A 25025-nucleotide genomic window follows, 5' to 3' on the forward strand; every position below is an offset into this window, starting at 1 on the left:
GCCGGGCTCGTCGAAAAAAGAGTGAGCCGGCTGTGCGATACAGCCGGCCCGGTTATGGGGAGCGTGCGCCCCCTTGCTTGCTCATACACCTTAGCGCGTTGGCGCATGGCTCACCGGAAAAGCCCGGACGGGCGGGCCGCTGCGCTGCCGGCGAGCTGCGCCCGGCGGCCCTCTTCGAGGTGTGCAAAGGCTCAGCGCAGGAGGATGGAGTTCTTCGTCACGATGTCCTCGTAACGGTCGCAATCGCCGGCGGCGCACATCTTGATAAGGTCATCGATCTTTTGTAGCAACTGCGTGCTGAAGTGATTCGGCTCGGCCTGCGGGTGCGGCGGCGCATAGTAGTTGAAGTAGCTGCGAATGATCAGGCTGTGGTCGTCAATCGGCAGCGACTTCAGATTCTCGACCCACTTGTCGAAGGTGCCCTGGCGCTGCAAATAGAACTCGACGTTCGAGACGTAGAAGGCCGAGACGCGCTCTTTGTTTTCCTTCAAGTAGGCGCCAATAGTTTTGACGGCTTGCGGCCCTGACAGGTCGCCGACCACCGGGATAATCAGGTCGTCGGCCTCCATCTTCTTGAGAAACTGAAAATCGTCTTCCGAGTTGAAGTAGTTGTTCTGCTGGCCGGTCAGGTCATGTTCGAGCAGCAGCTCGCGGTAGGTCGGATAGATCGAGCGCGGCGGGCGGTGATAGCTCGAATAGCGGATGTCGAGCCCGGAGGTGAAGAAGGCGCGATGAATCTTGTTGATCGTGTCGGTGTCTTGCTGCGTCAGTGGCAAGCCGAACTTCTGTATGTCGCTGCGAATGTCTTTGGCGTACTTCTCGAAGAGCTTGGTGTCCGAAGGGGTGCTGTCCATGTAATCGACCAGCTCTTTGATCGTCTTCTGCTCCCAGCCCTTCGACTTCGGGAAGGGCTTGCCAAAGAAGAGGCAGAGGTATTCGACGCGGTTGCGGGCGCGCCCGAACAGCGCCTTGTAGAGCAGGTGTTGCAGCAGGTTGTCGCGGCGTATGTCGATGAGAATCGCCATATGCGGACGGATGCGCGCAATGTAAGTGAAATTCTGATCCGGCCCGACGCCCAGATAAACGCCTCCCGAAGTGCCCAGCTCGCGCATCTTGATCAGCACATGCTGATAGGAGGTCTCGTTTGAGATCAGGTTATCGGAATCGAAGTAACCGCCGGGCTCTGAAAGGCGCGCCGACAGCGCGGCAAACGCCTTATGGTCTTTAGCGTTGACGCTGGCGGTGCCGGTGACCAGCAACGCGCTCAGCACGAAGGCGAGAAGCATGCGGTATAAAACAATTCTTCCTGGTTTCATGTCCACTCAAAACTCCGTATTGCGTTTGCCACGTAGCGCAAGCTAACCGCTTGCGCCGCTCAATGCGCAAGCGGTTAGCTTGCGCTACATCCAAGCGAGCGCCGCTCTAGGGTTTGGCCTCCGGCGAACGCGCCGACAGGCGGCGGTAGTACTCTTCGATCAATTTGCGGTAGCGGTCGGGGGCATCGCCATCGCTGAGCGCCCCTGAGCCGTTGTTGCCGAGCTTGGCCTGAAGGCGGCGCGCCAGCTCGATCTCCATCTGGCGCAGCGGCTCGATGACTTCGTTCTTGAGCAGCGCCAGTTGCGAGGGATCATTGAAGGCGTCGGGATTGATTTTGCGCAACTGCTCGGTGATGCGGTTGAGGTCGCGCGCCAGGTCTTGATTGTGGCCGAGGGCGCGGCGCAACTCTTCGGCGTCCTTCACGCGCTCGCGCAACTCGCTGGCGGTCTGCCGGTCGCCGCTGGCGCGCGGCGGGCCGCCGCCGGCTCTTTCGGATGCCTCCGGAGACGATGCGGACTCGCTCGACTGACTGCCCTGGCCGCTGGGCGAGCCTTGCTGGCTGGCCTGCTGACCTTGTTGGCCCTGCTGCCCGCCGCGCTGCCCTCTCTGCCCGCGCTGACCTTGCTGTCCTTGCTGGCCCTGTTGTCCTTGTTGGCCTTGCTGTCCCTGTTGTCCCTGCTGACTAGCCTGCTCACCGCTTTGCTGACCGGATTGTTGGCCGCCCTGCTGACCTTGTTGTCCTTGTTGTCCTTGCTGACCGGATTGCCGACCTTGTTGGCCTTGCTGTTGGCCTTGCTGCTGGCCCGCCTGCTGACCGCGTTGGCCGCGAGACTGGCTCTGCGAGCCGCTTTGCGCCTGTTGCCGGCCCGACTGATTTTGCTGCTGGCCGGCCTGTTGACCCTGGCGGCCTTGCTGGCCCTGCTGCTGACCTTGTTGCCCTTGCGGCTGGCCGCTCTGCTGACCTTGTTGCCCTTGCTGCCCCTTTTGCCCTTGTTGTCCCTGTTGATTCCCCTGCTGACTTTGCTGCTGACCTTGCTGCGACTGCTCGCCGCTCTGCCCTTCCATCTTGCGGCGCAACGATTCCAAATTATCAGCAAGCTCGCGGGCGCGGTTCAAAGCGTCTTCCAGGCTCTCGCCCTGCGTCTTGCGACCGGCGCCGCCTTCGGCAGCCTGGATGTTTTTCAACACCTCTTCGATGTTGCCGCGAATCGTCCGCTCGCGGTCCCGCGCCTGATCCATAAAACCGTTCTCGATCAACTGGCTGCTGGCGCGAATGCGGTCGGGGATGCGGTTGTTGCGAATGGCGTTGGCCGCCTCGCGCAGCTTGTCGCCCGCCTGCTGCTTGTCCTGTCCAAGATTGCGCGCCGTCGAGTCGAGGTCGCGCTCAAGGCCGGTCATCTTGTCGGCGAGTGCTTGCTTGCTCTCGGCAACCTGCTCTTTCTTCTCCTGGCTGTTAGCGCCCTCGCCGTTGCGCGCCATGTCGTCAACCTTGCGGCTGATTTCGTCCTGCTTGCGCAATGCCTCTTCGGCCTGCTGGCGCAACTGCTGTAGGCTCTGCTGGCCGCCTGTGCTGCGCGACGATTCGAGCATCCGCTTTGCCTGCTCCATGCGTTGCAGGGCGCGCATGGCTTGCGCCTGAGCTTCCATCTGGCGCTGCTCGCCGCCCCCGCCCTGCTGTGAATTCGCTTGCGACTGCGCCGCCTGCGAACGGCGCATCTCGTCGGCGGATTGTTGAAGCTGCCGCGCCGCCTCTTCGAGCTTCGGGTCGCGGCGGTCACGCGCTAGCCGCTCAAGCTCGCGCGCCAGCTTCTGCGCCTCATCGAGCATCTCCTGTTGCTGGCGCTGCGAGCCGCCGCCACCGCCATTGTTGCCCTGCTGTTGCTGGCGCATGCGCTGTTCGAGCTGTTGCTGCTGCCGCCGCGCCAGCTCCTCCAGCCGGCGGGCGATCTCGTCCTGCTGTTGGCTCTGCTGCTGACCCTGCTGGCGCTGCACGGTCTCGTACTGATTCTTCATCTTGTCGAGCTGCAACTCGAACATGTCGGCCATGTCCTGCTCTTGCTGTTGCTGCTGACTGCCCTGAGATTCGCCGCGGGCGACCTGAATCTCGCGGAAGATAGCTTCGGCGCGCAGCAGTTGTTGCAGCGACCGCTGCTCCGGCGGCAACGCCTCTTTCGGCTTCTCGCTATGCAGTTGCGGGATCGCCTCGGTCATCTCCTTTGCGGCCTGCGTCACGTACTCAACCAGCTTGGCGTATTGCGGCTGTGCGTTGAGCTGGTCACCGAGCCGCCGGTGGATGCGCTCGATCAGCGCGTCGGCGTCGGTCTTTAATTTCTCCTGGCTGAGCGTCACGGCGCCGAAATTCTCGGCCTTCTCCTGCGGCGTGTAGTTGTTCTGCTCGCGCTGCAAGCGGAAGGTCGCGGCGATGATCTCGCGCTGCCGCCTGGTCAGCGCGTTCGAGTCCTGTTCGCCCTCGCCCTGGCCGCCGCCCTGCTGTTGCGCCTGGCGAAACTCGCGGTCAAAGGGGCGCACTTCGAGGAAGTAAATATCGCTGGTTGACGCCTGTCCGCCATCAGCGCCGTTATCGCGCGCCTTGGCGTAGTAGGAGATAAAATCGCCCGGCTGCAAGCCGAACTCTTCGAGGAAGAAGGTGTGCGCGCCGCTCAAGGTCTTCGGCGTGTCGGTCTTCAGGTCTTGCAGGGCGACATGCTTCTCTTCGCCGCCATTCACCGAATAATAAAGCTCAATTGAAGTGACGCCGAAATCGTCTTCGGCGCGCACCTGCGAGAAAACCTCCTGAATGCTGGTGACCTTCATGTCGCGCCCGGGCTTGTCAATCGTCACCGTCGGCGCGTGGTCTTCGAGCAGCGTGATGTCGAATTCGTTCGAGCCGTTGTAACGCTCGCCGTCCAGGCTGGTCAGTTCAATGCGATAGGTGCCGTTCTGTTTGACCGTCAGGCTGCCGACGAACTGGCTCTCGCCATCGGCGGCCATCTCGATCTTCGTTCCGTCGTTCAACACAATGCGCGCCGCTTTGGCCGTAGCAGACAGCTTGGCGGTCACCTGCACGACCGTGCCTTTGAGCGCGGCGACCTCGCCGGTGTTCTCAATCCGCTTGGCCGGCAGATGCGTGTAGCCGGGAAAGTTCAACAGCAGATCGATCTGCTTGACGAACGGCAGGTCGGCCACCGTCAGCTCGTATTCGTCAGAGCGAATGCCGCCCGCTTCGACATAGTAGCCAATCGAATCTTGTATGTTGAAGATGACGAACTGAAACTCGTTAGGGTTGCGTGCAGGCTCCATCAAGTGCGCTTCGTAAACGTCCGCGCCGTTGCGGCGGATGAAGACCTGCGCGTTGTCCGAGTCAAAGCCTGCAAGCTGGGCTTTGATTTTTTGATCCGAGCCGCGCGGCGCCCGCGCCGTCCCCGGCGTCACGTTGATCGTCTTGGTGTTGGCGATGACGTCGCCAATCGAGTAAAGCGAGCTCATGCCGGAGCTGAGCGGCGACGGCCCGAAAAAGAGCGAGCCCATCAGCACCAGCAAGATCGCCATCGAGGCCGCGCCATACAGATACGACTGCCGCGGATCAACCACGTCATCGAGGCGCAGACGCGAGCAGCGCGCGGCGGTGTCTTCGACCAAACGAGAGACGATGGCCGGCGACGCGCCGCCGAGATTCTCATTGCACTCGACGACCGTCGACAGGCGATCCGAAAGCGCGCTTTTTTCTTCGATGAGGCGGGCGATCTGCCGGTCGGCAATCCGCCCGCGCAACGGGCGAAGAATGAACAGCAAGCCCGCCGCACAGGCCAGCGCCAGAGGCAGCAACCGCAGCAGGAGCAAGAGGCCCGGCTTGTGATGTATGCGCCCGGCCAGCAGCGCCGCAAGCACCAGCGACGCGGCGAAGACGGCCAGGGTGATCGCCAGCCCGCGAAGCGCCAGCCGCGCCCGGATGCGCGAACGAACTTGAGCAATTAACTGATTGAGGCTCTTTTCGTGTGAACTCATCGCGCGTTCTCCTCTCGCTGATGGAGTGAGTATAGACAATTTCTTTTGCAGGGGCGACCCTTCGTTGTCGCCCCCGCAAGGTTCCCGGCCGTCATCCGACTAACTTAACAAGGCGGATGCGCCGCGCCAGCGCCGCTTCGGCGACAAACAGGGCCAGTGACAGCAAAAGTAATGGCAGCCACAAACGCTGCCGCGCTTCGGTCTCTTCGGCGGTCATGTGCGGCGATTGGATGGGCTGGGCCTCGCGGTCGCCCGGCGCGCTGGTCAGGCTGGCGACAAAGTCGTCCACATTCATCCTGGCAAAATCCGACTCGCGGGTGTCGAGATTGACCGCCGCGAATTCGTTGCGGTTGCGATAGCGGAATTTGTAATAGCCAATCTCCGCGGCATCGAACGCCAGCTCGCCCGTCGGATTTTGCCGCGCGTCGTTCAGCCGCCCGCCCGCCGGGTTATCAATCGCCGGCTGTGAGCCATCCGTATCGGCCGACGCGGCGATCACCTGGCCGATGGTGTAAGCCGCAGGCTGGGCGCGCCCGCCGAGGTATTCGAGCATCTGTCGCGCCAGCGGCAGAAACATCGGCGTTAGCGGCAGGTCGTTCCAGGTGGTGTCGAGCGTCGTCGTCATCAGCAACACTTTGCCGCGTCCCGTAAGCCCTTCGACAATGATCGGGTTGCCGTCGTCGAGCGCGGCGATGGTCGTCGTCCCATCATTGGCCGTGGCGCGGTGGTAGCCATAGACTCGCGTCGAAGCCAGCCGCCCGCCCCGTTGAAAGGGCGCAAAGATGGGGTGGTCGCTCTTGATCTGGCTCATCAGCGCATAGCTGCGCGATTGCACGACCTCGCCGATCTGCGCCGGCGCCAGGCCGGCAAAGGCGCGGTTGAATTCCGCGGCGTCGGTGTGGCGGCCAGCGGCAAGGATGACGCCGCCGCCGCGCTCGGCAAACGCTTTGATCGCCGCCGCCAGTCCTTCGCTCAGGCTGCCGGCGTCGTTGACGATGATGACGCGATAGGCTTCCAGTTCGCCGGGGCTGGTGGTGCCCGCGGTCTTGACGGTCAGCGCGTATTGATTGTTCTCGCCGGCGGCAAGCGATTGTTGCAGGAAGAAGCTCTCGCCGCGCCCGCGCACTGCCGTGTCAATCACCAGCACCTTGTTCTGATCTTCGCGGCGCACCGTGAAATAGAATTTATCGTCGAGTGTGAACGCGTCGCCGCTAATTTCAACCGAAGCGCGGTTAGCGCCGTCAGGCACATTGAAGCCGCTGAACTCGACGACTCCCTGTTCGCCGCCGTCGAGCTTCAACTGCCGCCGCTCGACCGTCAGATCGTTGAGCTTGAAATCTACCGTCGCGTTGCTCACCGGCTCGGCGCCGAAGTTGGCGACGCGCGCCGTCAGCTTGCCGGCGTACTTTTGCTGATAGACGACCGGGTCGGCTTTGACTTCGAGGACGGCAAGGTTCGTCGGCTGCGCGTCGGACACGTCGACGGGGACGAGCTTGATGTCCGCGGGCAGCTTGACCGGCGGCGCGCCGCGATTCCAGCCGGCGTCTTGAAAGTCAGAGATCAGGTGGATGCGCTTCTGCCCGCCAGCGTCTTTGAGCAGAGAGATGGCGGCCTGTACGGCTTGCAGGTAATCGGTCGAGCCCAACCCGGGTTGTAGACCGGCGACGGCGGCGAGCGCTTCGTCGCGGCTCGGCTTCAACGGCATCACGACATCATAGCTGCGCGAGAACTCGACGATGGCGAACTGCTCACCGGCGGGCGCGTCGCTTATGGCATTGCGCGCCGCCTGCCGTGCGCGGTTGAAAACATCGCCATAGCGCATGCTGTACGACCCATCAATGAGGATGACGCTACTGGTTTGTGTGCTCGCCGCCGAGGCGCTGCTGGTGCCGGTGAAGTAAGGCCGCGCGAAGGCGAGCGCCAGCAGCAAGAGCGCCGCCGAGCGCAGCAAGAGCAACAGCAGGTTGCGCAAGCGGCGTTTGCGAATCGTCTTCTGCTCGATGCGGCGCAGGAACATCAAGGACGGGAACTGCAAGCGGACAGCGCGCGTTCGCCGCACCAGATGGACCAGCACCGGCAGCGTCGCCGCCAGCGCCCCAAACAGAAATATTGGATTCAAAAACGCCATAGGGTCTGCTTCAACATCACCGCTCAATCACCGCTAACCGAGTTGCGAGCGCCGCGCCAGATATGAAAAGAGCGCGCTATCGAGCGGCTCTGAAGTCTTCAGCAACTCATAATCGATGCGGTTGCGCGACGCGCTCTCTTGCAAAGCGTCAATGTGCAGGCGCATCGCCCGGCGATACTCGTCGCGCAACACGTCGGGAAGAACGTGCAACTGTTCTTCGCTCTCGGCGTCTTCCAGGACGAGCGGCTCGTTAAAATCAAACTCGACTTCTTGCCGGTCAAGCACATGGAAGACAATCACCTCGTTGCCCTTGAAGCGCAGATGCTCTAGCGCCTGCATCATGCGCTCCGGCTCGTCGTAGAGGTCGGAGATCAGCACGATGATGCCGCGCCGCGTCAGCAGCTCGGCCAGCCGGTGCAACTGCTCCGTCAGCCGTGTGCCGCCGCCCGGCGTGATGCGCTCGATGACGCCGAGCAGGGTACGCAGGTGGCCTGTGCGCGAGCTGGGCGGCACATGCTCGATAGTCTCTTCGTCGAAGGTGTGCAGGCCGACGGAATCGTGCTGGCGCACGCCGAGGTAAGCCAGCGACGCCGCCAGATATTGCGCGTATTGCAGCTTGGTCACATCCTTGCTGGCATAATTCATCGAGGCGCTGGCATCGATCAGCAGATGAATCTGTGTGTTGGTGTCGCTCTGATACTTTTTGATGTAGAGCCGGTCGGTGCGCCCCAGCAGTTTCCAATCAAGGTGGCGCAGGTCGTCTCCGGGCATGTACTGACGATGCTCGGCGAAGTCTGTAGAGAAGCCGAGGTAAGGCGAGCGGTGCAGGCCGGAGATGAAGCCTTCGACCACCGAGCGAGCGATTAGCTCAAGCGAGCTGATGCGCGCCAGCACTTCAGGAGCCAGGAATCGCGCCCCGCTTTGTTGCGTGAAGCTCTGCGCCATGCGTACCCTTTACAACCCGGACTTCGGCTCGGGCACGGTCTCGATTAAACGGCGAATCACGTCATCAGGCTTGACCCGCTCGCTCTCTGCATGGAAGTTCAACAGAATGCGGTGACGCAGAATCGGGTAGGCGAGGGCGCGCACGTCTTCGACGCTGACGTTATAGCGCCCGCTCATGATCGCCCGCGCCTTGCCGCCGAGGATCAAGAACTGCGAAGCGCGCAGCGACGCTCCCCAGGTCACCCAGCGACGCACGAAATCCGGCGCGGTTGCCGCCACGGGGCGGCTGGCGCTGGCCAGCCTGACCGCATAGCGCGTGACGGCTTCGGATGCCGGCACGCGGCGCACCAGTTTTTGGAAGGCGAGAATGTCGGCGCCCGAAACGTTCTGCTCAAAGTTCAACTCCGCCACCGTCGTCGTGCGGTTGACGACCTCGACCTCGTCGTCTTCGCTCAGGTAGCCGATCTGTATGTTGAACATGAAGCGGTCGAGCTGCGCTTCCGGCAGCGGGTAGGTGCCTTCCATCTCAATCGGGTTCTGCGTCGCCAGCACATAAAACGGCTTGGGCAGCGCGTAGGTCGTCCCCTGGATGGTCACCGCGCCTTCCTGCATGGCTTCGAGCAGCGCGGCCTGCGTCTTGGGCGGCGTGCGGTTGATTTCGTCTGCGAGGATGATGTTGGCAAACAGCGGCCCGCGGATAAATTGCAGGGCGCGGTGGCCTGTGGCGCGGTCTTCTTCGATGATGTCTGTGCCGGTGATGTCGGACGGCATCAGGTCGGGCGTGAACTGGATGCGCTTGAAGGTCAGGTCGAGCACGTTAGCGATGGTGCGAATCAGCAAAGTCTTCGCCAGGCCGGGAACGCCGGTGACCAGCGCGTGGCCGCCGACCATCAGCGACATCAACGCCTGGTCTACGACTTCATCCTGCGCGACGATAACCTTGCGAACTTCGTGAAGAAGCTGCTCGCGCGCCGCGAGCAGCTTTTCCAGCAACGCGTCTTCCTGAATGATTTCCTGAGTATCTATTGCCATTCTACCTCTGGTTCCTGGTCCCTGGTTCCTGGTTCCTGGTTGATTCGGTCGGGCGAACCAGAAACCAGAAACTAGAAACCAGAAACCAATTTTCTTTAGTGCGTCAGCGCGTAAAAGACGTAATTGACGCCGAACTTGTAAGCGCTGTTGGTGTCTTCGATGGGCTGAAAGGGGTCGTTCGACCACTGCCAGAAATCGCTCACATCGTAGTTATAATTGATGATCATCATCAGCCGCCCGTGCTTGTCTTCGATGCCGAAGAACTGCGGCGTGTAGCCGCCGCGATAGATGGGTCGCAGCTCAAGCGACTTGATCGAGAAGAAGCAATTGAATATAGGGTGCGAGACGTCGAGCGGCTTCATCTGGAACTCGGCCTCGGGCAGCGCCCGCTTCAGGTAGTACTGAAAGACGCTCATATCCTGCGCGCCGCGAAAGTCGTCTACGAGCAGGAAGCCGCCGCGCAGCAAGTATTCACGCAACCCTTGAATCTCGGCATCGCTCATGTCCATGTAGCCGACTTCACACATGTAAGCGAAAGGGTACTTGAAGAGGTTCGGGTCGTCGAAGCTAAAGATGTACTCGTTCTCTTCCTGCACCACGTCGAGCTTCGACAGCTCTTTGAGGATTTTCGAGAAGTGCAATCCGGCTTCCGGGTAATCGTGCGACCAGGGCGCGCAATGATCGCCGATGCAGTTCCAGGGCGCGACCGGGCCGGTCTTGACGCGCGCAAACTTGAACTTGTTGGATTCGTCTTTCTTCTCGCCGAAGCGCTCGTCTTCGTAGCGCGGCGAATGATCGCCGGCAGCCGATGTCGCAAACACCACGGACGAAAAGGCCAGCAGGATAAGCATGAGGATGAGGATATGTTTACGCATCAACGCCTAATTCCCTCCTCTGAGCTTGAGCAACAGTTCCTGCGCCTTGTCGAAGCCGGGGGCGATCTCAAGCGCCCTGAGAACTTCGCGGCGGGCCTCGGCGCGATTGCCGCCCGCATCCAGGGCACGGGCCAGATCGTAATGTGCCGCCGCCTTGTCCGCAGGGGCCAGCGCCACGACGACGCGGAACTCGCGCGCCGCTTCCGTCGGGTTGCTTAAATCAAGATAAACATCGCCCGCGAGCTTGTGCAAGCTGGCATCAAATGGCTGAATGTAAAAACTTGTCTTCAAGGTTTCGACCGCGCCCGCGCGGTCGCCGACGCTCAGGCGCAAACGCGCCAACTTCGCCATCGCCTCGACGCTGGTTTCGCTGTGCGCCGTCAATTGTTCGAGCGCCGCGATGGCCGCGCGCTTGTCGTCACGCGCTTCATAAATCTCCGCCAGCAGCGCGTAAGGATTGCCGGCGCCGGCGTAGTAAGGGTAGATTTCCGCGGCGCGCTTTGAATGCTCAATCGCGCCATCCATGTCACCTTCGCGCTTTAACAACGCGCCCAACCGCAGGTGCGCGAAGTAATCGTTCGGGCGCTGCTTGAGCGTCGCCAGCAATTCCTCTTTTGACGGCGCTTGATTCACCGGGCCATGCATCGCGCCGCCGAGCGCTTCGATATAGCCGCCGACCTTGCCGCGCAGGTAATCGTTAAACGCCTTGTCGAAATCCGTGGGCGCGAGCTTCAACGCCTGCTGCAAAACATCGGGCGTGCGCCGGCCTTCTTTGTAGAGCGCCAGCATGCGCAGGATGCCGTCGAATCCGTACTTCTCTTCGACGAACTCGCAGACCTGCGAGGCTTGAAAGTAAGCGATGGTGACGCCGTCCGGCGTGCGCGGTCGGGTAAACGCCGCGTCCAGCTCGCTGATCGGCGTGAAGCGGCCATCGGCGAATGCCCGCAGTCGTTCGGGCGACCAGTTATCGCCCCAGCCCTGTCGGGCGCGGCGCTCCTCGAACACCGACAGCCCTTCCGAGAACCAGCGCGGGATGCGGTGATCGGTGGTTTCGAGCGTGATGACGTGCGTGAATTCGTGCCACAGCGTGCTGCCCCAGTTGAATTCGCCGATGTCGCGCGCCGACGGGCTGTCCATCGCAATCACCTGCCCGAAACAGACGCCGAGCGCCCCCAATCCCGGCAAGCCAAGGCTGCGCACGGCGAAATCTTCGTGGTTGTCGAAGACCTCGACCGCAATCGGCGCGCGCGGCGTGAAGCGATAGCGCGCGGTCAGCTTCTTGTGCGCCTCTTCGAGCAGGTCGGCGGCATACTGGGCGATTGCGCCGGTCTCTTTTGCCGCCGTCTTCAGCAGAAACGGCCCGCGCACCGTGTCGTTGAAATCCTTCACCGAATCGAGCAAATCGAGCGTGTTCTTGGCCCAGAGGTTGAACGGGTCGCCGGCAAAAGTGCGCTCTAGCTCGGCGCGGCCTTCTGTAATCTTGCCCACACGCAGCAATTGAATGCCAAGCTGGGTGCGCGCCGCCCACAGGTGCGGCGACAGCTCGACGGCGCGGCGGTCGAAGTCGACCGCTTCGGCGTAGCGGCGGTTGTTGACCGCGAAGTGCGCCAGCGTGTCGAAGAATTCGCCGGCCTTCGGGTTGATCGCCAGCGCCCGTCTGGTTTCGGCCTCAAGCTCGGCCTTCTTGTCTGTCAGGTAGAAGATCGCGGCGCGCACTGAGATGGCCTTGACCGAGTTGGGATTGGCGGCAAGCGCGCGGTCAACCGCTTTCGTCGCCGCGTCATAGTCTTCGCTTTCGAGCGCCATCCATGCGTCCATCGCATGGGCGTCGGCCAGGCTCGCATTGACCGCGAGGGCATGAGCGATGACCGCCGGCGGCGTTTCGCTGGCGACGCGGACGGATGATTTATCGCGCGACGAGCTGACGGCGCCGTTCTGTTTGCTCTCGGTCAGGCCGACCAGGGCGCGCGGCGAGTTCGGGTTGATTTTCAGCGCGTCTTCAAACAAAGACAGGGCTTCGAGGTAGCTGTACTTCTCGTTTAATAACTCGCCCTGCGCGATGAAGGCTTCGGCGTAATCCGGGTCGGCGGCGCGCGCGTCCTGGAAAAGCTCGTTGGCCTCTTTGTACTTTTCGAGCAGCACCAGGCCCTCGGCGATGAGCGATAGTTCTTCGGCGCTGCGCGGCCCCTGGTCGTTGAAATAGCGCACCATTTGTTGGGCGACCGCCTGCGCTTCATCAGTCTTACCTTGAGCGAGCAGCGCCCTTCCCTGGCCAAGCACGGCACGCAACATCACCGCGCCTTTCCCATCGCGAGCGGCGCGCTCGAAATCCGTGGCGGCTTCGGCGTAGCGGCCCGTCTGGTAGCGGACTTCCGCTAGCGCAATGCGCAGCGCGGCATCATTAGGCCGCGCATTGAGAAACGCTTTAGCCTTACTCTCTGCCTGCGGATAATCCCCGGTTTCGACCAGCACGTTGACCAGGCCACGCTGCGCCTGCTCGTCACTCGCGCTCCTGGCAAGCAGCGCGTTGAACATCGCGGCGGCTTCTTTGTAGCTCCCGTGACGGAACAGCTCTTCGGCGCGCTGGGCAGAGATTTCCTGCGCCGCGCCCGAATTGAACGTGCAGCCTAAAAGAAAAATGAGTACGAATAATCCAAGCCGTTTCATTTACTGCCCCTCTTCTATGCCTGAGGTTACTTCTGCTTCGCCTTGATCGTTTGATTCACTTTCGCCAGCTCGACGAGCAAGTCTTCGAGCTGCCGCTCATACTCTTCCGGCTTCAGCTCGGCCTTGCGGGCTTTCAGTTTTTCAACCGCCTCTTCCAACCGCTGGCGCTCGCCGAGCAAGCGGGCCAGCTCTGCGTCACCGGCGGCCTGCGCCAGCGGCTTCGAGTCGATGTACATGGTCTTGGCCACTGTGCCGTCGCCGGCGGTGGCTTCTTCGTGGCCTGTGCCGTCGCCGTTGTCGTCTATCAACGCATGCTCGGTCGCCAACCGATTCTTCGACTTGTAGTAATCCGCCGTCAGCTTGGTGGCGTAGGCAAAGGCTTCGAGCACCGAGATGCGCCCGTTTTTGTCGGCGTCGGCGGCGTCGTCTGAAAGGCCGGCGATAAAGTATTCAGCAAACATCGTGGCGTTCTGCTCGTTGCCGCTGCGCGTCGCCGTGATGACGACGCGGCCTTCAGCCGCCAGCGGCTTGACGAACTCGCCTGAGCTGCTGGCGCTGTTGATGAAGATGACGCGCCGCGTCGGCAAGGCGGATAAAAGCTGCGCGTAATCCTTGGCGGCCAGATCAGGCCCGACGAGATTGAACTTGGCTTGCTGCGCGTCGAACGAGCCGTGCCCGATCAGCATAACGAAGACTAAGCTATCGGCGCTGGCTGACGATTTAATGGCGGCCATCGCTTTACGGACTTCCTCGGCGGTCGAGCGCGCCGCGTGCGGCAGGTTGGCGTCGTGCGCGCCCTCTGTTGGCGTGCCGGCGCTTTCACTCAGCAGGTAGACGTTCTTCTCATCGAAGCCCAGCCGGTTCGTCAGCGCGTCGTAGAGCTGGTTGGCTTCTGCCGTGAATTTCTTTGTGTAAGCCTCTTCGCCGCCGACGCCGGCAACGATCAGCGCGAACTTGTGCGGGTCAACCACGGCGCGCGGCTTCTTGTTGTTCGCGGGGGCTTCTTGCGCGGCAGGCTTCGCCTCTTGTGGCGGCTGTGAGTTGAGATTCGTCACGCGCCCGGCGCTGGCGCTGCATGCACAGAGCGCGACACACAAGATTAAAGCGACGCGGCGACACGGCGACGCGGCGACACGGGGAAAGGGAAAGCCGACGCGGTGACGCGGCGACGCGGCGACACGGGGAAAGAAATGACGATGATCAGTCTGTGCGCCTTTCCCTCGCCGCGTCGCCGCGTCGCCGCGTCGCCGCGTCGGCTTTTTATTTGATGATTCCATCTGATTACCTGAACGCGCCTAAGCAAGCCCCTTGCGTTTGCGGATGAACCACTCGCCGCCCGCCAGCAGGATCACCAGCAGGAAGTTAATTGGCATGTCCCAGAGTTCTTTGGTCTCGCGGATCGAGCCGGCGCCGCCCGTGTGCGTCAGGTCTTCGATCATGTCCTCGGCCCGCGACAGGGTGTAATACTGCCCGCCGGTGTCGGAAGCGATGCGCTTGAGCAGCTCGCGGTTCTGCGCCGCGTCGCGGGCTTCGCGGTTGAGTGGCCCGACAATGAAACTGGTCTGCGCCGGGCGCAGCGTCTTCGCCTGCGCGCCGCGTAGCGCGGCGCTGACTTCAACGCGATAGGCGCCCTGCTCATCCGGGTGAAAAGCCGCCTCGTAGCCTTCAAAGCCATTCTCGTTTGCGGGCTTCAACTCGACGTTGAGCTGTCGGCCCGAAGGCGAAGTCACATGCGCCGTGACCTGCGCGCCGGCGATGGGCAAGTACTTCTCATCGCCAACCTCCGCGCGCAGGCGGACGCCCTCGCCTGTGCCGTAGACGGCGCGCTCGGTCGTCGCCTCGACAGGCCGGCGCACGCCTTCGACCGCATAGCGCATCACGTTGCGCCAGAAGGTCTCGAACGATTTGTTATTCGACTCCAGCATCATCCGCCAGCGCCAGGTGTCGGCGGCGGTCAACGCCATGGTGCGGCCGCGCCCGTAACGCTCTTCGACCAGTAGCGGCGCGACCCGGTTGCGGTCTTTCGTGCTGCGCGCTTCGAGGATGACGGTGGCGCCGGGCTTTGTATCATTGATGACTTCGGGCAAGGTGATGGCCGGCATCTGCTCCCACGCCTTCTGATTGGCGTCGGCTTGCTCGGCCAGCCGCGCCGCCGGGTGGTCGCGGCCACGGTCCGCGGGCGCGGCGCGAAATTCCTGATTGTCGCCCGGCGTCTGGTTGCCATTGATGTAGATGGGCAGCAGGTCTGCAAGCGGCGTGTTGCCGTAGCCGCCGGCGTTGAACGACTTCGCGCCGCCGAGCGCCAAAAGCGTGCCGCCACGCCGCGAGACGAACTGCTCGATGGCTTTCAGTTGATCGAAAGTGAAGAAGGTCGCTTCGACCGAGCCGATGATGATGGCGTCATAGGCGAACAACTCTTCTTCGGACTTCGGAAAGCCATTCGTCAGCTCGTCGCCCTTCTCGACGCCCTGGCGATAAAACTTACCGTCCGCCGAGCGCAGCACCGAAGTCAGCACGATGTTCTTCTCTTCGGCAATCGATTCGCGCAGCTTGCCGTACTCCCAGCGCGGCTCGCCTTCGAGATAAAGAATCTTCGGCTGCGCATCGATGACTTCGACGAGCAGCTCGACCGAGTTGTTCTCTTTCACAGGGTCGTCGGGCGACGGCGGCGCGTTGAGCAGGTAACGATGCAACCCCGGCGACGAGGGCGTGAAGGTGATGCGCGCCACACTGGTCGCATCACCCGGCACAGGCACTTCCTGCGAGCGCAGCAGGTGGTTGTCTTCCGTCAGGTCTATCTTGACGCTGCGCTGGCCGCCGCCGCGCACCAGCACTTCGGCGCTCACAGGCGAGCCCGCAAGCACGCGGCGCGGCGCGGTGGCGCGCATCAATTCAACGTCGCCGTCGAGCGCCAGCGGCCCGAGGCCGACGGTAAAGACCGGCAGGCCGCGCGCCCGCAGGCCGGCGAGCGTCGAGGCGAGATTCTGCGCCGTGTCGGCTTCACCGTTCGACGCGCCGTCGCTGATTAAGACGATGCCGGCGAGCGGCAGGCCCGCGGCTTCGCGCTCGGCTTGCTCGATGGCCGCACTGATGTTGGTCTGTTCGCCGGTGCCGCTCAGCTCTGCCGCGGACTGCACGCGCTCGGCTGACGAAGAGAATTTGAACGGCCGCACCTTGAAGCGTTCCGATAGCCGCCCGAGAAAGCGGCTGTCCGCCGTCATCAACTGTTTGAGGGCATCGAGCCGTGTGCGCCCACCTTCGTCAATCAGGTTCATGCTCGCCGAGTCATCCATCAGCACGGTGACGTAACTCGACTGCGGCACCACCGAAGGGACGACGATGACCGGGCGCATCAGGCAAAAGAGAATGACGACGAGCAAAGCCAGCCGCAGCGCGATCAACGCGGCGCGCCAGTTCGCCGGTAATTTCAAAGACGCCCCGGCATAAAGGTAATAGAGCAATGCCGCCAACACTGCCAGCAACACGACGACCGCCCACACAGACGGTCGCGCGCCGAAAGCAAATTGACTCTTGGCGAAAATGGTCTCGCGGTATTTAAACAGAAAGCTGACAAGCTGTTCCAAACAACCTACCCCCTCGCCGGTACGCGCCTGTCCCTGCGATGTGAGTGCTTGGCACATATTCTACTGGCTCATGCGAAAAGGCGCAAAACCGAATTTGCCGGCGGCGGGACGCGGCCCCACCCGTCCCGCCGCCGCGGCGCACATCGAGGCGAAAGGCGCTTGGCGGGCTACTTGACTTGGCGCCCCGGCAGGAACTAAGATGAGCGCGCTTTTCTTCGCTACCAACAAGTAGTCTGATCGGGCAGGATGGCGATCACACAAACAACCACTAAAAAACACACACAATCATCTGGAGGATCCTGAGAACCATGAAAAAGCATCCCCGTACTGGAACGCTGCTCGGTGCAGTCCTGGCCTTGATAGCAACAACATTTCTGATTTCACCTTATGGCCGCATGACGGCCAATGTCAGCCGACCGCAAGAGACGGTGCAGGTCGGCGTCCATCTGTTGCCCGCCGCAACCAGGAATGGCAAGCACGCAAAGCGTGCCAATGAGGTCCAGCTCGCCATCATGAGCACGCCGGATTTTGACGCGGCTGAAATCGACCTCGCTTCGATTGTGTTCGCAGGGGCGATGGTTTCGACGGACGCCGCCGGCAACTTTAAAACGCGCCTCACGGACGTTGACGGCGACGGCCTCGCCGATCTGGTGGTGACGCTCGCCCGCAGCGCCTTGCAGGTCGGCCCGGAGCCAACGAAGGTGACCTTCAATGCGCAAACCAGGAGCGGCAGGTCGTTGGTCGGCGGCGACTGCGCCCGGGCATCGGGCGAGCCTTGCGGCGGCGGTATCATCAGCCGGCAGGGAGAAGCCGACTCGCGCGTCGCGTTGAACACGAAGGTCATTAATGGGGGAACTACCATTGTGTCGGCAGGCGCGACCCTGGTGAGCGAAAGCTGCACCCCGGCCAATGGCGCGATTGATCCTAACGAAACGGTCACCGTCAGCTTGTGCATCCGGAACTCCGGCGGCGCCAGCACAACGAGCGCCCTCACCGGCACGCTGCAAGCGACCGGCGGCGTCACCAGCCCGAGCGGCCCGCAGAACTACGGCGCCATCGCGCCAAGTTCGATAGTCTGCCGCAACTTCACCTTCACCGCCAATGGTTCCTGCGGCGGCACCCTGACGGCGTCGCTTCAATTACAGGACGGCGCGACGAATTATGGCACGCTCACTTACACGTTCACGCTGGGCGTGCAGAACGTGGTCTTGACAGAGAACTTCGACGGCGTAAGCGCGCCCGCCCTGCCCGCGGGTTGGACGGCGTCGCAAGGCACGAATCTTACCGGCGCTCCGCCGTGGCAGACCTCCACGACGTCGCCGGACACGGCACCCAACGACGCCTTCTCGCCGTCCCCGAATAACGTCCTCGACAATCGCCTCGACAGCCCATCGATCTCTATCACGACGGCTGCGGCGCAGTTGACCTTTAGGAATTTCTTCGACTTGAACGATAGCGGCGGCGGCTTTGACGGCGGCGTGCTGGAAGTCTCGACAGACGGCGGCGCCACCTGGGCTGACATCACCAGCGCAGGCATCGGCGGCAGCTTCGTCCAGAATGGTTATAACCGCACGATCAGTGTGAACTTCGCCTCGCCGATTGCAGGCCGCCAGGCCTGGTCGGGAACCTCTGGAGGTTATGTCACAACGATTGCCAACCTCGGCGCCAACCTCGCCGGTAAGACCATCAAACTGCGCTGGCGAGAAGCTTCCGATAATAGCGTCGTCGCCAACGGCTGGCGGGTGGATACCATTTCGATCACCGATGGCTTCACCTGCTGCACAGCGCCAGCTTGCACGATCACCTGCCCGGCGAACATCACTCAATCGAACGACCCGAACCAGTGCGGCGCGGTGGTCAATTACCCGGCCCCGACCGCCAGCGGCTGCGGCACGGTGACCTGCTCGCCGGCTTCGGGTTCGTTCTTCCCGAAAGGCACCACCACCGTCACCTGCACGACGGCTGGCCCAAGCTGCTCGTTCACCATCACGGTAAACGACACCCAGCCGCCGACGATTACCTGCCCGGCCAATCAAACGGCGGTGACCGCGCAGACGTGTCCTTTCACCAATGCCGCGACCGTTACCTTCCCGTCACCAACCGCCTCGGACAATTGCCCCAGCGTCACTGTGGCCTGCACGCCGCCTTCGGGCTCGACCTTCGCCCTGGGGACCACCACCGTCACCTGCACGGCGACCGATACTTCGGGCAACACCGCCACATGCAGCTTCACCGTCACAGTCTTCAGCGGCTGCCTGCAAGACGACGCCAACCCCGGCAACGTCGTCTTGTTCAATTTGGCGACGGGCGATTATCGCTACTGCTGCAATGGCACGGCCTTCACGGGCCGCGGCAAGGTGTCAATCAGAGGCTGTATCGTGCAGATCGATCAAAGCGCCACAGACCGGCGCGTGCAGATCAAGGCGGACTTCGCAGCCAAGACCGGCACGGCGTCGCTGCAAATCCCTGTGGGCACAATCCGCTGCACGATCAGTGACCGCAATACGACCAACAACACCTGCGCCTGTGGCAGCGGCGGCGGGGCGTAGCCGCCAACCCGCTCATGCAACCTGAGTAAGCATAGGGGCGCACGCTCCCCTCAACCGGGCGGGCTGCCAGCAGCAGCCCGCTCTTTTAATTGGCCGCACCGCTGAAGGCATTAAAATGTTCTGCAAGGCGCGGCATTAGACTCACCGAAACGTCATCCGGACGCTTCGGCGAATCTTTCGGTGGAAAACCGGAAGCGCAAGCCATGAAGAAAGCACGGAAACCGGCCTCAGCAAACCGCGACCACAAAGCCATGCTCGACAACGCCATCCTTTGGGTGTGTGTCGCGGTCGTTGTGCTGGTTCCTCTGGCGTTCGCCGTGGCGGTCTATAGGTCCTATGTGACACCGAAGCTGGCCATCTTGCTTGTCGGCAGCAGCGCAATCGCGACGCTCGCCGCAATGGCCGCGCTTGCCGCCCTGCGTCGTGGCGCTGACCTGGCACGCCTGTTCAACCCTGCACTCCTGGTCGTCGTCACTCTCTATGTCGCGAGCGTCGCCATCTCGACCTTCTTCGGCATAGACCCCGCGGCGTCGCTCTTTGGCTACTTCCATAACCAGATGGGGCTGGTGCCAAAGCTCTGCTTCTTTGCCGTCTATTTCGGCGTCATCATCGCGGTCGGCAATGATGAATCAAGGATGCGGAAGCTGTTGTGGGCAATGGCCCTGACCGGCCTGGTCATTTCGGTTTATGCGGTCATTCAGTTTTTCGGCTATGACCCGTACGTTAAACCGGGCCTCTACACCTATGGCCCGCAAACAGGCCGTGTGCGCCGCGTCATCGGCATGATTGGACATGCCGACTATCTCGGCAATTTTCTGTTGTACACGACGCCGCTCGCCGCCGCGCTTGGTCTGTCAGCAAGGGGCCGCATCCGTCTAATTGCCTGGATTGCCGCCGGTGTGTCTCTAATGGCTATTCTATTGAGCGGCACCCGCGGCGCATGGCTCGGCATCATCGTGGCGGCGGCCCTCGTGGCGCTGCTTGAGATCAGGAGCGGCAGAAGCATCAAGGCCGGCGTCCCGCGAGCGGTATGGATTCGCCGGGCGGCGCTGGCGCTGGTGATTGTCGCGGTTGCGGCGGGCGTCATCGCTCTAAGCCCCGCGGCTCGCGGCATCGTCCTGCGGGCGCGGTCGCTGACCGCCGAAGGGTTGACCGGTGCAGGCCGCCTGCCCTTATGGCGCGACACGCTCAAGATGCTGCCGTCATCAGCCCTGGTCGGAACCGGGCCTGATAGTTTTCGCCTTGCCTTTCTCGCTTACGAATCCCGTCAGGTCGCGCGCCTGACCGGCGGCGATAATGACAGCCCGCATAACGCCTACCTCGACGCCGCCGTCTCTTACGGGCTACCCGGCGCGCTGCTCTACATTGCGGCCATCGTGCTGGCGCTCAGGCTCTTGTTGCGGGCGCGACGCCAGGCCGCCACGTCTGACTTGCGGATCATCTTCACAGGCTTGCTTGCCGCGCTGGTTGCCGTGGCGGTGCATAACTTTTTCATTTACGACCAGCTCCCGACCGGGCTCTACTGCTTTGTGTTCATCGCTCTGGCGCAGGTCGCTATCAACCTTGCTGAAATCGGCACCGACCGTCAGGGTGTCGAGACGCGGGCAAAGGCAAAGCCCGATAGCCCAAGCCGCGCCCCGGCCTGGGTACGACCTGCGGCCTGGGCCGTTAGGCTTGCGGGCAGCGTGCTGGTTGGGACCGCCATCTGGTATGCGACAGGTGTATTGCGCGCTGACCTGGCGATTAAGCGGGCGCTTACGGCCGCCGACCGCGGCGACCTCAATCAAGTGGCCGAACAGGCTGAAGTGGCGGCCCGCAGTCCCGAGCCGACGGGTGATAATCATTTAATGATGGCCGGCGCCTTCGGCATCTGTTTGAGCAATCTTGAAGCGACGGCGAATGCGGCGCGCCAATCAGGCAGCGAGACACAGGGCGGCGCTACGGCCTCGCAGCGCGCCCAGGAACTCGGCCTCGCACATGCGCAGCAATCGCTCAAGCATAGCTTCGCGCCGGATGTCGGGTACTTGTTTCAGGCGGCGCTGGCCGAGGCGGCAGGCAATACGACGCTCGCCCGCGACAGCGCCAGCGAAGCCGTCAAACTGCACCCACACAATTTCCGCGCCCACCTTTTGCTGGCCCGCGCTTATACAAACGAAGGACGCCTGGAGCAAGCGGCGGCCGAAGCCGAAACCGCGCTCGACCTGCGCCCCTTTTCGCTTGAGGCGGCGACGGCACTGGCGCGGGCGCGCGGCGAAGGCATGTCAAGTGATGCTGCGGCGCTGAAGATCATGACCGAGCGGCGCAATCAGCCGCACGAGCAAAAACGCTCTACCGAAGCGTTGATCGAGATTGCTCGCGGCTATTCGCAAGCCGGCAAATTGCAGAAGGCGCGCGTCAAGCTGACGGTTGCTCTGAGCCGGGCGGCGGGGCCATGTCCCGACTGTCACCGCGAGCTGGCGACTGTCTACGAGAAGATGGGACGCTACCGTGAGGCGATTAATGAATGGCAGACTTTCATCGCCGAGGCGCCCGCCGGCGCGCCCATCGAAGAGGTGAAAACGCGAATCAAGACGCTTGAGGCCAGGGGCTCGCAAAAACAGTAACGAGGATGCTGGCAGGGTCTATTCATTCTCCGGGCTTAAACCGCCAAGACGCCAAGGACGCCAAGAGAACGCCGAGCTTTTCTTGGCGGTCTTGGCGTCTTGGCGGTTCATCCCCAATGGTTATTCGAGAATGAATAGGCCCTGAGGATGCTGGGCTAGCGCTTGACTTGGCATGCGCGCTCGATATAATTAACCGACTCCTGCGCCTGCCTTTCAGAGCCGGCGCGTCTGGACTTCAGCAGTTGCTCGCATACTCTGTTCGCAGCGGATTTGGGTGGTGGCGCGGGCGCGTCGCTTTTAATCCGAATTCGACTCAAAGCCATTCTGCAGGACCTCAATCAGTTGGAGATCAAATGGAAAATTCAAAGGAGCAGCGCAGAAGCAAAACGGGCAGGCTGCTAATTGGTGGCATTGCTTTTCTGATTGTGATTGCCTTTCTACAGGTAGGACTTCGTCACGGCGCCGCCGGCGGCGGCCAGAAAATCGTCGGCGGGCACGGAATCAAAATCGATGTGAACCCCGGCGGCTCGAAAACCATTGACCTGGCGTCGCGCGATTACCTGCCGGTTGCCGTGCTCGGCGCAAAGGATTTCGACGTAAGCTCGATCAACCAATCCTCGCTCAGCTTTGCGGGAGCCCCGATCACCAAGAAAGGTAGTGCCCGGCGGGCCAGCGGCAATGAGAAACGGACCCGCCCGGCAAAGCCGAGGTACGACGTTGAAATTCGCGACGTGAATAAAGACGGGATCAACGACCTGGTCGTCCGTTTCCCGATTGCCTTTATGAGAGACATCAGCGCCGGCACGCCCCAGGCGATACTCAAGGGGCGACTCAATGACGGCAGCACGATTGAAGCCTATGAGACGGTGGTGGCGACCGGTCAATCGCCAATCCGTATGGGCGGCGGCGTCAATGCGCCAGCGGGCATAACGCAATTTTGCAACTCGACGCCCATCGTCTTTCCGCCTGAGGATGGTAAGGGAGGCGGAGGGGCTGGCAACGCCACTCCCTACCCATCACAGATTACCGTAAGCGGAGCCACAACTTCGATCACCGGGGTTTCGGTCACGCTCAATGACGTCAGCCATACCAATCCGGATGATCTGCACATCATCCTGGTCTCGCCGGACAATCGAGTGCTGGTCCTGGACAACGGCGCATGGGATAGCACCGATGCGGTCAATGTCGACGTCACCTTCAGCTCGTCGGCAACCAATTACCCGCCTGCGGATTCCCCGCTGGTCTCCGGCACCTACAAACCGGTGAGTTACTTCGCGGAGAGGGGGCTCGACTCTCCTGCCCCGGCCCTGTCGCCCGCGGCGCCTTATGCTTATACCTTCAACGCCTTCAACGGCATCAACGCCAACGGCACCTGGAGCCTGTATGCGCGCGACGAGGTTACGGGAGACACGGGAATGATTGGCGGCGGCTGGTGCATCAGCTTCCCGGTCGAAACACCAGGCTGCAACAACCAGCTCTTCAGCGGCAGCCTCGTCGACGGCGATGCGACGCAGCCCAGCAGGCTGTTTCAAGATGGGTTGGCGGCTCTTTGCGGCAGCACGGGAAAGGCCTGCCCCGAAACTGTCGGGGGAAAGGGCGATATGCTTTATGACACCTACACGGTGACTAATAACAACACCATCTCGGCCTGCATGACGGCATCGATCACTCAAAGTTGCTTCGGCAATACGGGCCTTGCCATTTACCAGGGTAGTTATGATTCAACCAACTTGTGCATGAACTACCTGAATGACGACGGCCAAAGCCTGACGCTGGATCCCACCAGTGAGACACAGACGATGTCGTTGACACTGGCGCCGGGGCAGAGTGTCGTCCTGGTCGTATTTGCGCTTGCCCCGGGCAAGGGTTGCGGCAGCTACGGGGTGCTGGTCGAAGGCAACCTCTGTTCTCCGAGCGTGGGGTGCACCCTAACCTGCCCGGCCAACGTCACCCAATCGAACGATCCTAACCAGTGCGGCGCGGTGGTCAATTATCCGCCGCCGCTGGTCGGCGGCTTCTGCACCGATCTAATGCCGATCTGCTCGCCGGCCTCGGGCTCGTTCTTCCCCAAGGGGACGACGACCGTCACCTGCACGCTGGTCAACAATTCGCCCGGCCCGGTGAGCTGCACGTTCACCGTCACGGTCAACGACACGCAGCCGCCGACGATCACCTGCCCGGCCAATATGTCGGTCGTCGGCGTCACCTGTCAGAATGTCACCTACACGACACCCACTCCGACAGATAACTGCCCGGGCGCCACCGCGAGCTGTTCACCGCCTTCAGGCACTTGCTTCCCTGTCGGCACGACGACCGTCACTTGCACCGCCAAGGATACGTCAACGAACATGGCGATGTGCAACTTCACGGTGACCGTCGGCGGCTGCACAGGGATCACCTGTCCGGCCAACATCACCCAGTCGAACGACCCGAACCAATGCGGCGCGGTGGTGAATTACCCCGCGCCGATGACCTCAGGCTCCTGCGGCACGGCCACCTGCTCGCCACTCTCTGGCTCTTTCTTCCCGAAGGGCACCACCACCGTCACCTGCTCGACGACGGCTGGCCCAAGCTGCCCGTTCACCGTCACGGTCAACGACACCCAGCCGCCTTCGATTACCTGCCCGGCCAACGTCACCAGCGTTTCACCGGCGGTCGGCTCAGGTGGCGTCGTCACCTACCCGACGCCAACGGCGTCGGACAACTGCCCCGGCGTCACCACCGCTTGCACGCCGCCTTCGGGCTCGACCTTCGCCCTGGGGACAACCACGGTCACCTGCACGGCGACTGACACGTCGGGCAACACCGCGACGTGCAGCTTCAGCGTTTCAGTCTTCGACGGCAGGTTGCAGGATGACTCCGAGGGCTGCAACAACACGGTGCTGTTCAACACGGTGACAGGCGAATACCGCTGGTGCTGTCACGGCACGATCTTCACGGGTCGCGCCAAGGTGACGCGCGCCGGCAACACCTACTCGCTGTCGCAGTCGGCAGCCGACCGCCGCGTGCAGATCAACCTCAACGCCGGGGCTTCGACGCCCAATGGCAACGCGTCGCTGCAAGTACCTGTGGGCAAGACCATCTGCGTGATCAGTGATCGCGACATCCGCAATGACACATGCCTCTGCGGCGGCGCAGCGCCGCCTACGGCGATCCCCCGCTAAGTGATAACCCATCAACCGGGGAAGCTTCGACTTCCCTAAAAACGGGCGGGCGGCTTCGGCGGCCCGCTCTTTTTTGTGCCTGCGTCAGGAGGTCGCGCGGTCGAAAACTGTAATCTTTACTCCGACACCCGAATGTCGGTTCCAACGGGCTATATG

12 protein-coding genes are annotated in these 25025 nt (G+C 62.2%); 3 read left to right on the top strand and 9 right to left on the bottom strand.

What is annotated here, in order from left to right; genetic code table 11:
- Window positions 1-191: 191 nt before the first annotated feature.
- From VJ464_22715 to VJ464_22755, 9 genes are all read right to left on the bottom strand, one after another.
- A complete protein-coding gene (locus VJ464_22715) occupies window positions 192-1316 on the bottom strand; it encodes a hypothetical protein (protein HKQ07957.1) in 1125 nt (374 codons plus the stop codon).
- Window positions 1317-1422: 106 nt separating this feature from the next.
- Entirely contained in the window at window positions 1423-5322 is a 3900-nt protein-coding gene (locus tag VJ464_22720; GenBank protein HKQ07958.1) for a DUF4175 family protein, read from the bottom strand.
- Window positions 5323-5413: 91 nt separating this feature from the next.
- A complete protein-coding gene (locus VJ464_22725) occupies window positions 5414-7441 on the bottom strand; it encodes a VWA domain-containing protein (GenBank protein HKQ07959.1) in 2028 nt (675 codons plus the stop codon).
- 42 nt (window positions 7442-7483) lie between these two features.
- The gene (locus VJ464_22730) at window positions 7484-8395 is read right to left on the bottom strand and encodes a DUF58 domain-containing protein (protein HKQ07960.1); all 912 of its coding nucleotides are present in this window, start codon (window positions 8393-8395) and stop codon (window positions 7484-7486) included.
- Between the two features lie 9 nt (window positions 8396-8404).
- The gene (locus VJ464_22735; GenBank protein ID HKQ07961.1) at window positions 8405-9427 is read right to left on the bottom strand and encodes an AAA family ATPase; all 1023 of its coding nucleotides are present in this window, start codon (window positions 9425-9427) and stop codon (window positions 8405-8407) included.
- Between the two features lie 95 nt (window positions 9428-9522).
- Window positions 9523-10302: a DUF4159 domain-containing protein gene (locus VJ464_22740; protein HKQ07962.1), complete on the bottom strand. Its 780-nt coding sequence runs from the start codon at window positions 10300-10302 to the stop codon at window positions 9523-9525.
- Between the two features lie 6 nt (window positions 10303-10308).
- Window positions 10309-12969: a tetratricopeptide repeat protein gene (locus VJ464_22745; protein ID HKQ07963.1), complete on the bottom strand. Its 2661-nt coding sequence runs from the start codon at window positions 12967-12969 to the stop codon at window positions 10309-10311.
- Window positions 12970-12995: 26 nt separating this feature from the next.
- A complete protein-coding gene (locus VJ464_22750; protein HKQ07964.1) occupies window positions 12996-14246 on the bottom strand; it encodes a hypothetical protein in 1251 nt (416 codons plus the stop codon).
- Between the two features lie 18 nt (window positions 14247-14264).
- The gene (locus VJ464_22755; GenBank protein ID HKQ07965.1) at window positions 14265-16553 is read right to left on the bottom strand and encodes a glutamine amidotransferase; all 2289 of its coding nucleotides are present in this window, start codon (window positions 16551-16553) and stop codon (window positions 14265-14267) included.
- A 308-nt stretch (window positions 16554-16861) separates the two neighbouring features.
- Between VJ464_22755 and VJ464_22760 the strand changes: the two genes are divergently transcribed.
- The 3 genes from VJ464_22760 (at window position 16862) to VJ464_22770 (ending at window position 24869) form a co-directional block, all read left to right on the top strand.
- Window positions 16862-19102, top strand: coding sequence for an HYR domain-containing protein (locus VJ464_22760; GenBank protein HKQ07966.1), 2241 nt, complete (start codon window positions 16862-16864; stop codon window positions 19100-19102).
- A gap of 203 nt (window positions 19103-19305) precedes the next feature.
- Window positions 19306-21705, top strand: a complete 2400-nt coding sequence (locus tag VJ464_22765; GenBank protein HKQ07967.1) for an O-antigen ligase family protein — start codon at window positions 19306-19308, stop codon at window positions 21703-21705.
- A gap of 353 nt (window positions 21706-22058) precedes the next feature.
- On the top strand, window positions 22059-24869 hold the full coding sequence (locus tag VJ464_22770; GenBank protein ID HKQ07968.1) for an HYR domain-containing protein: 2811 nt from the start codon (window positions 22059-22061) through the stop codon (window positions 24867-24869).
- Window positions 24870-25025 lie beyond the last annotated feature (156 nt).

The organism is Blastocatellia bacterium, from assembly GCA_035275065.1.
In the GTDB taxonomy this organism is placed as follows: domain Bacteria; phylum Acidobacteriota; class Blastocatellia; order UBA7656; family UBA7656; genus DATENM01.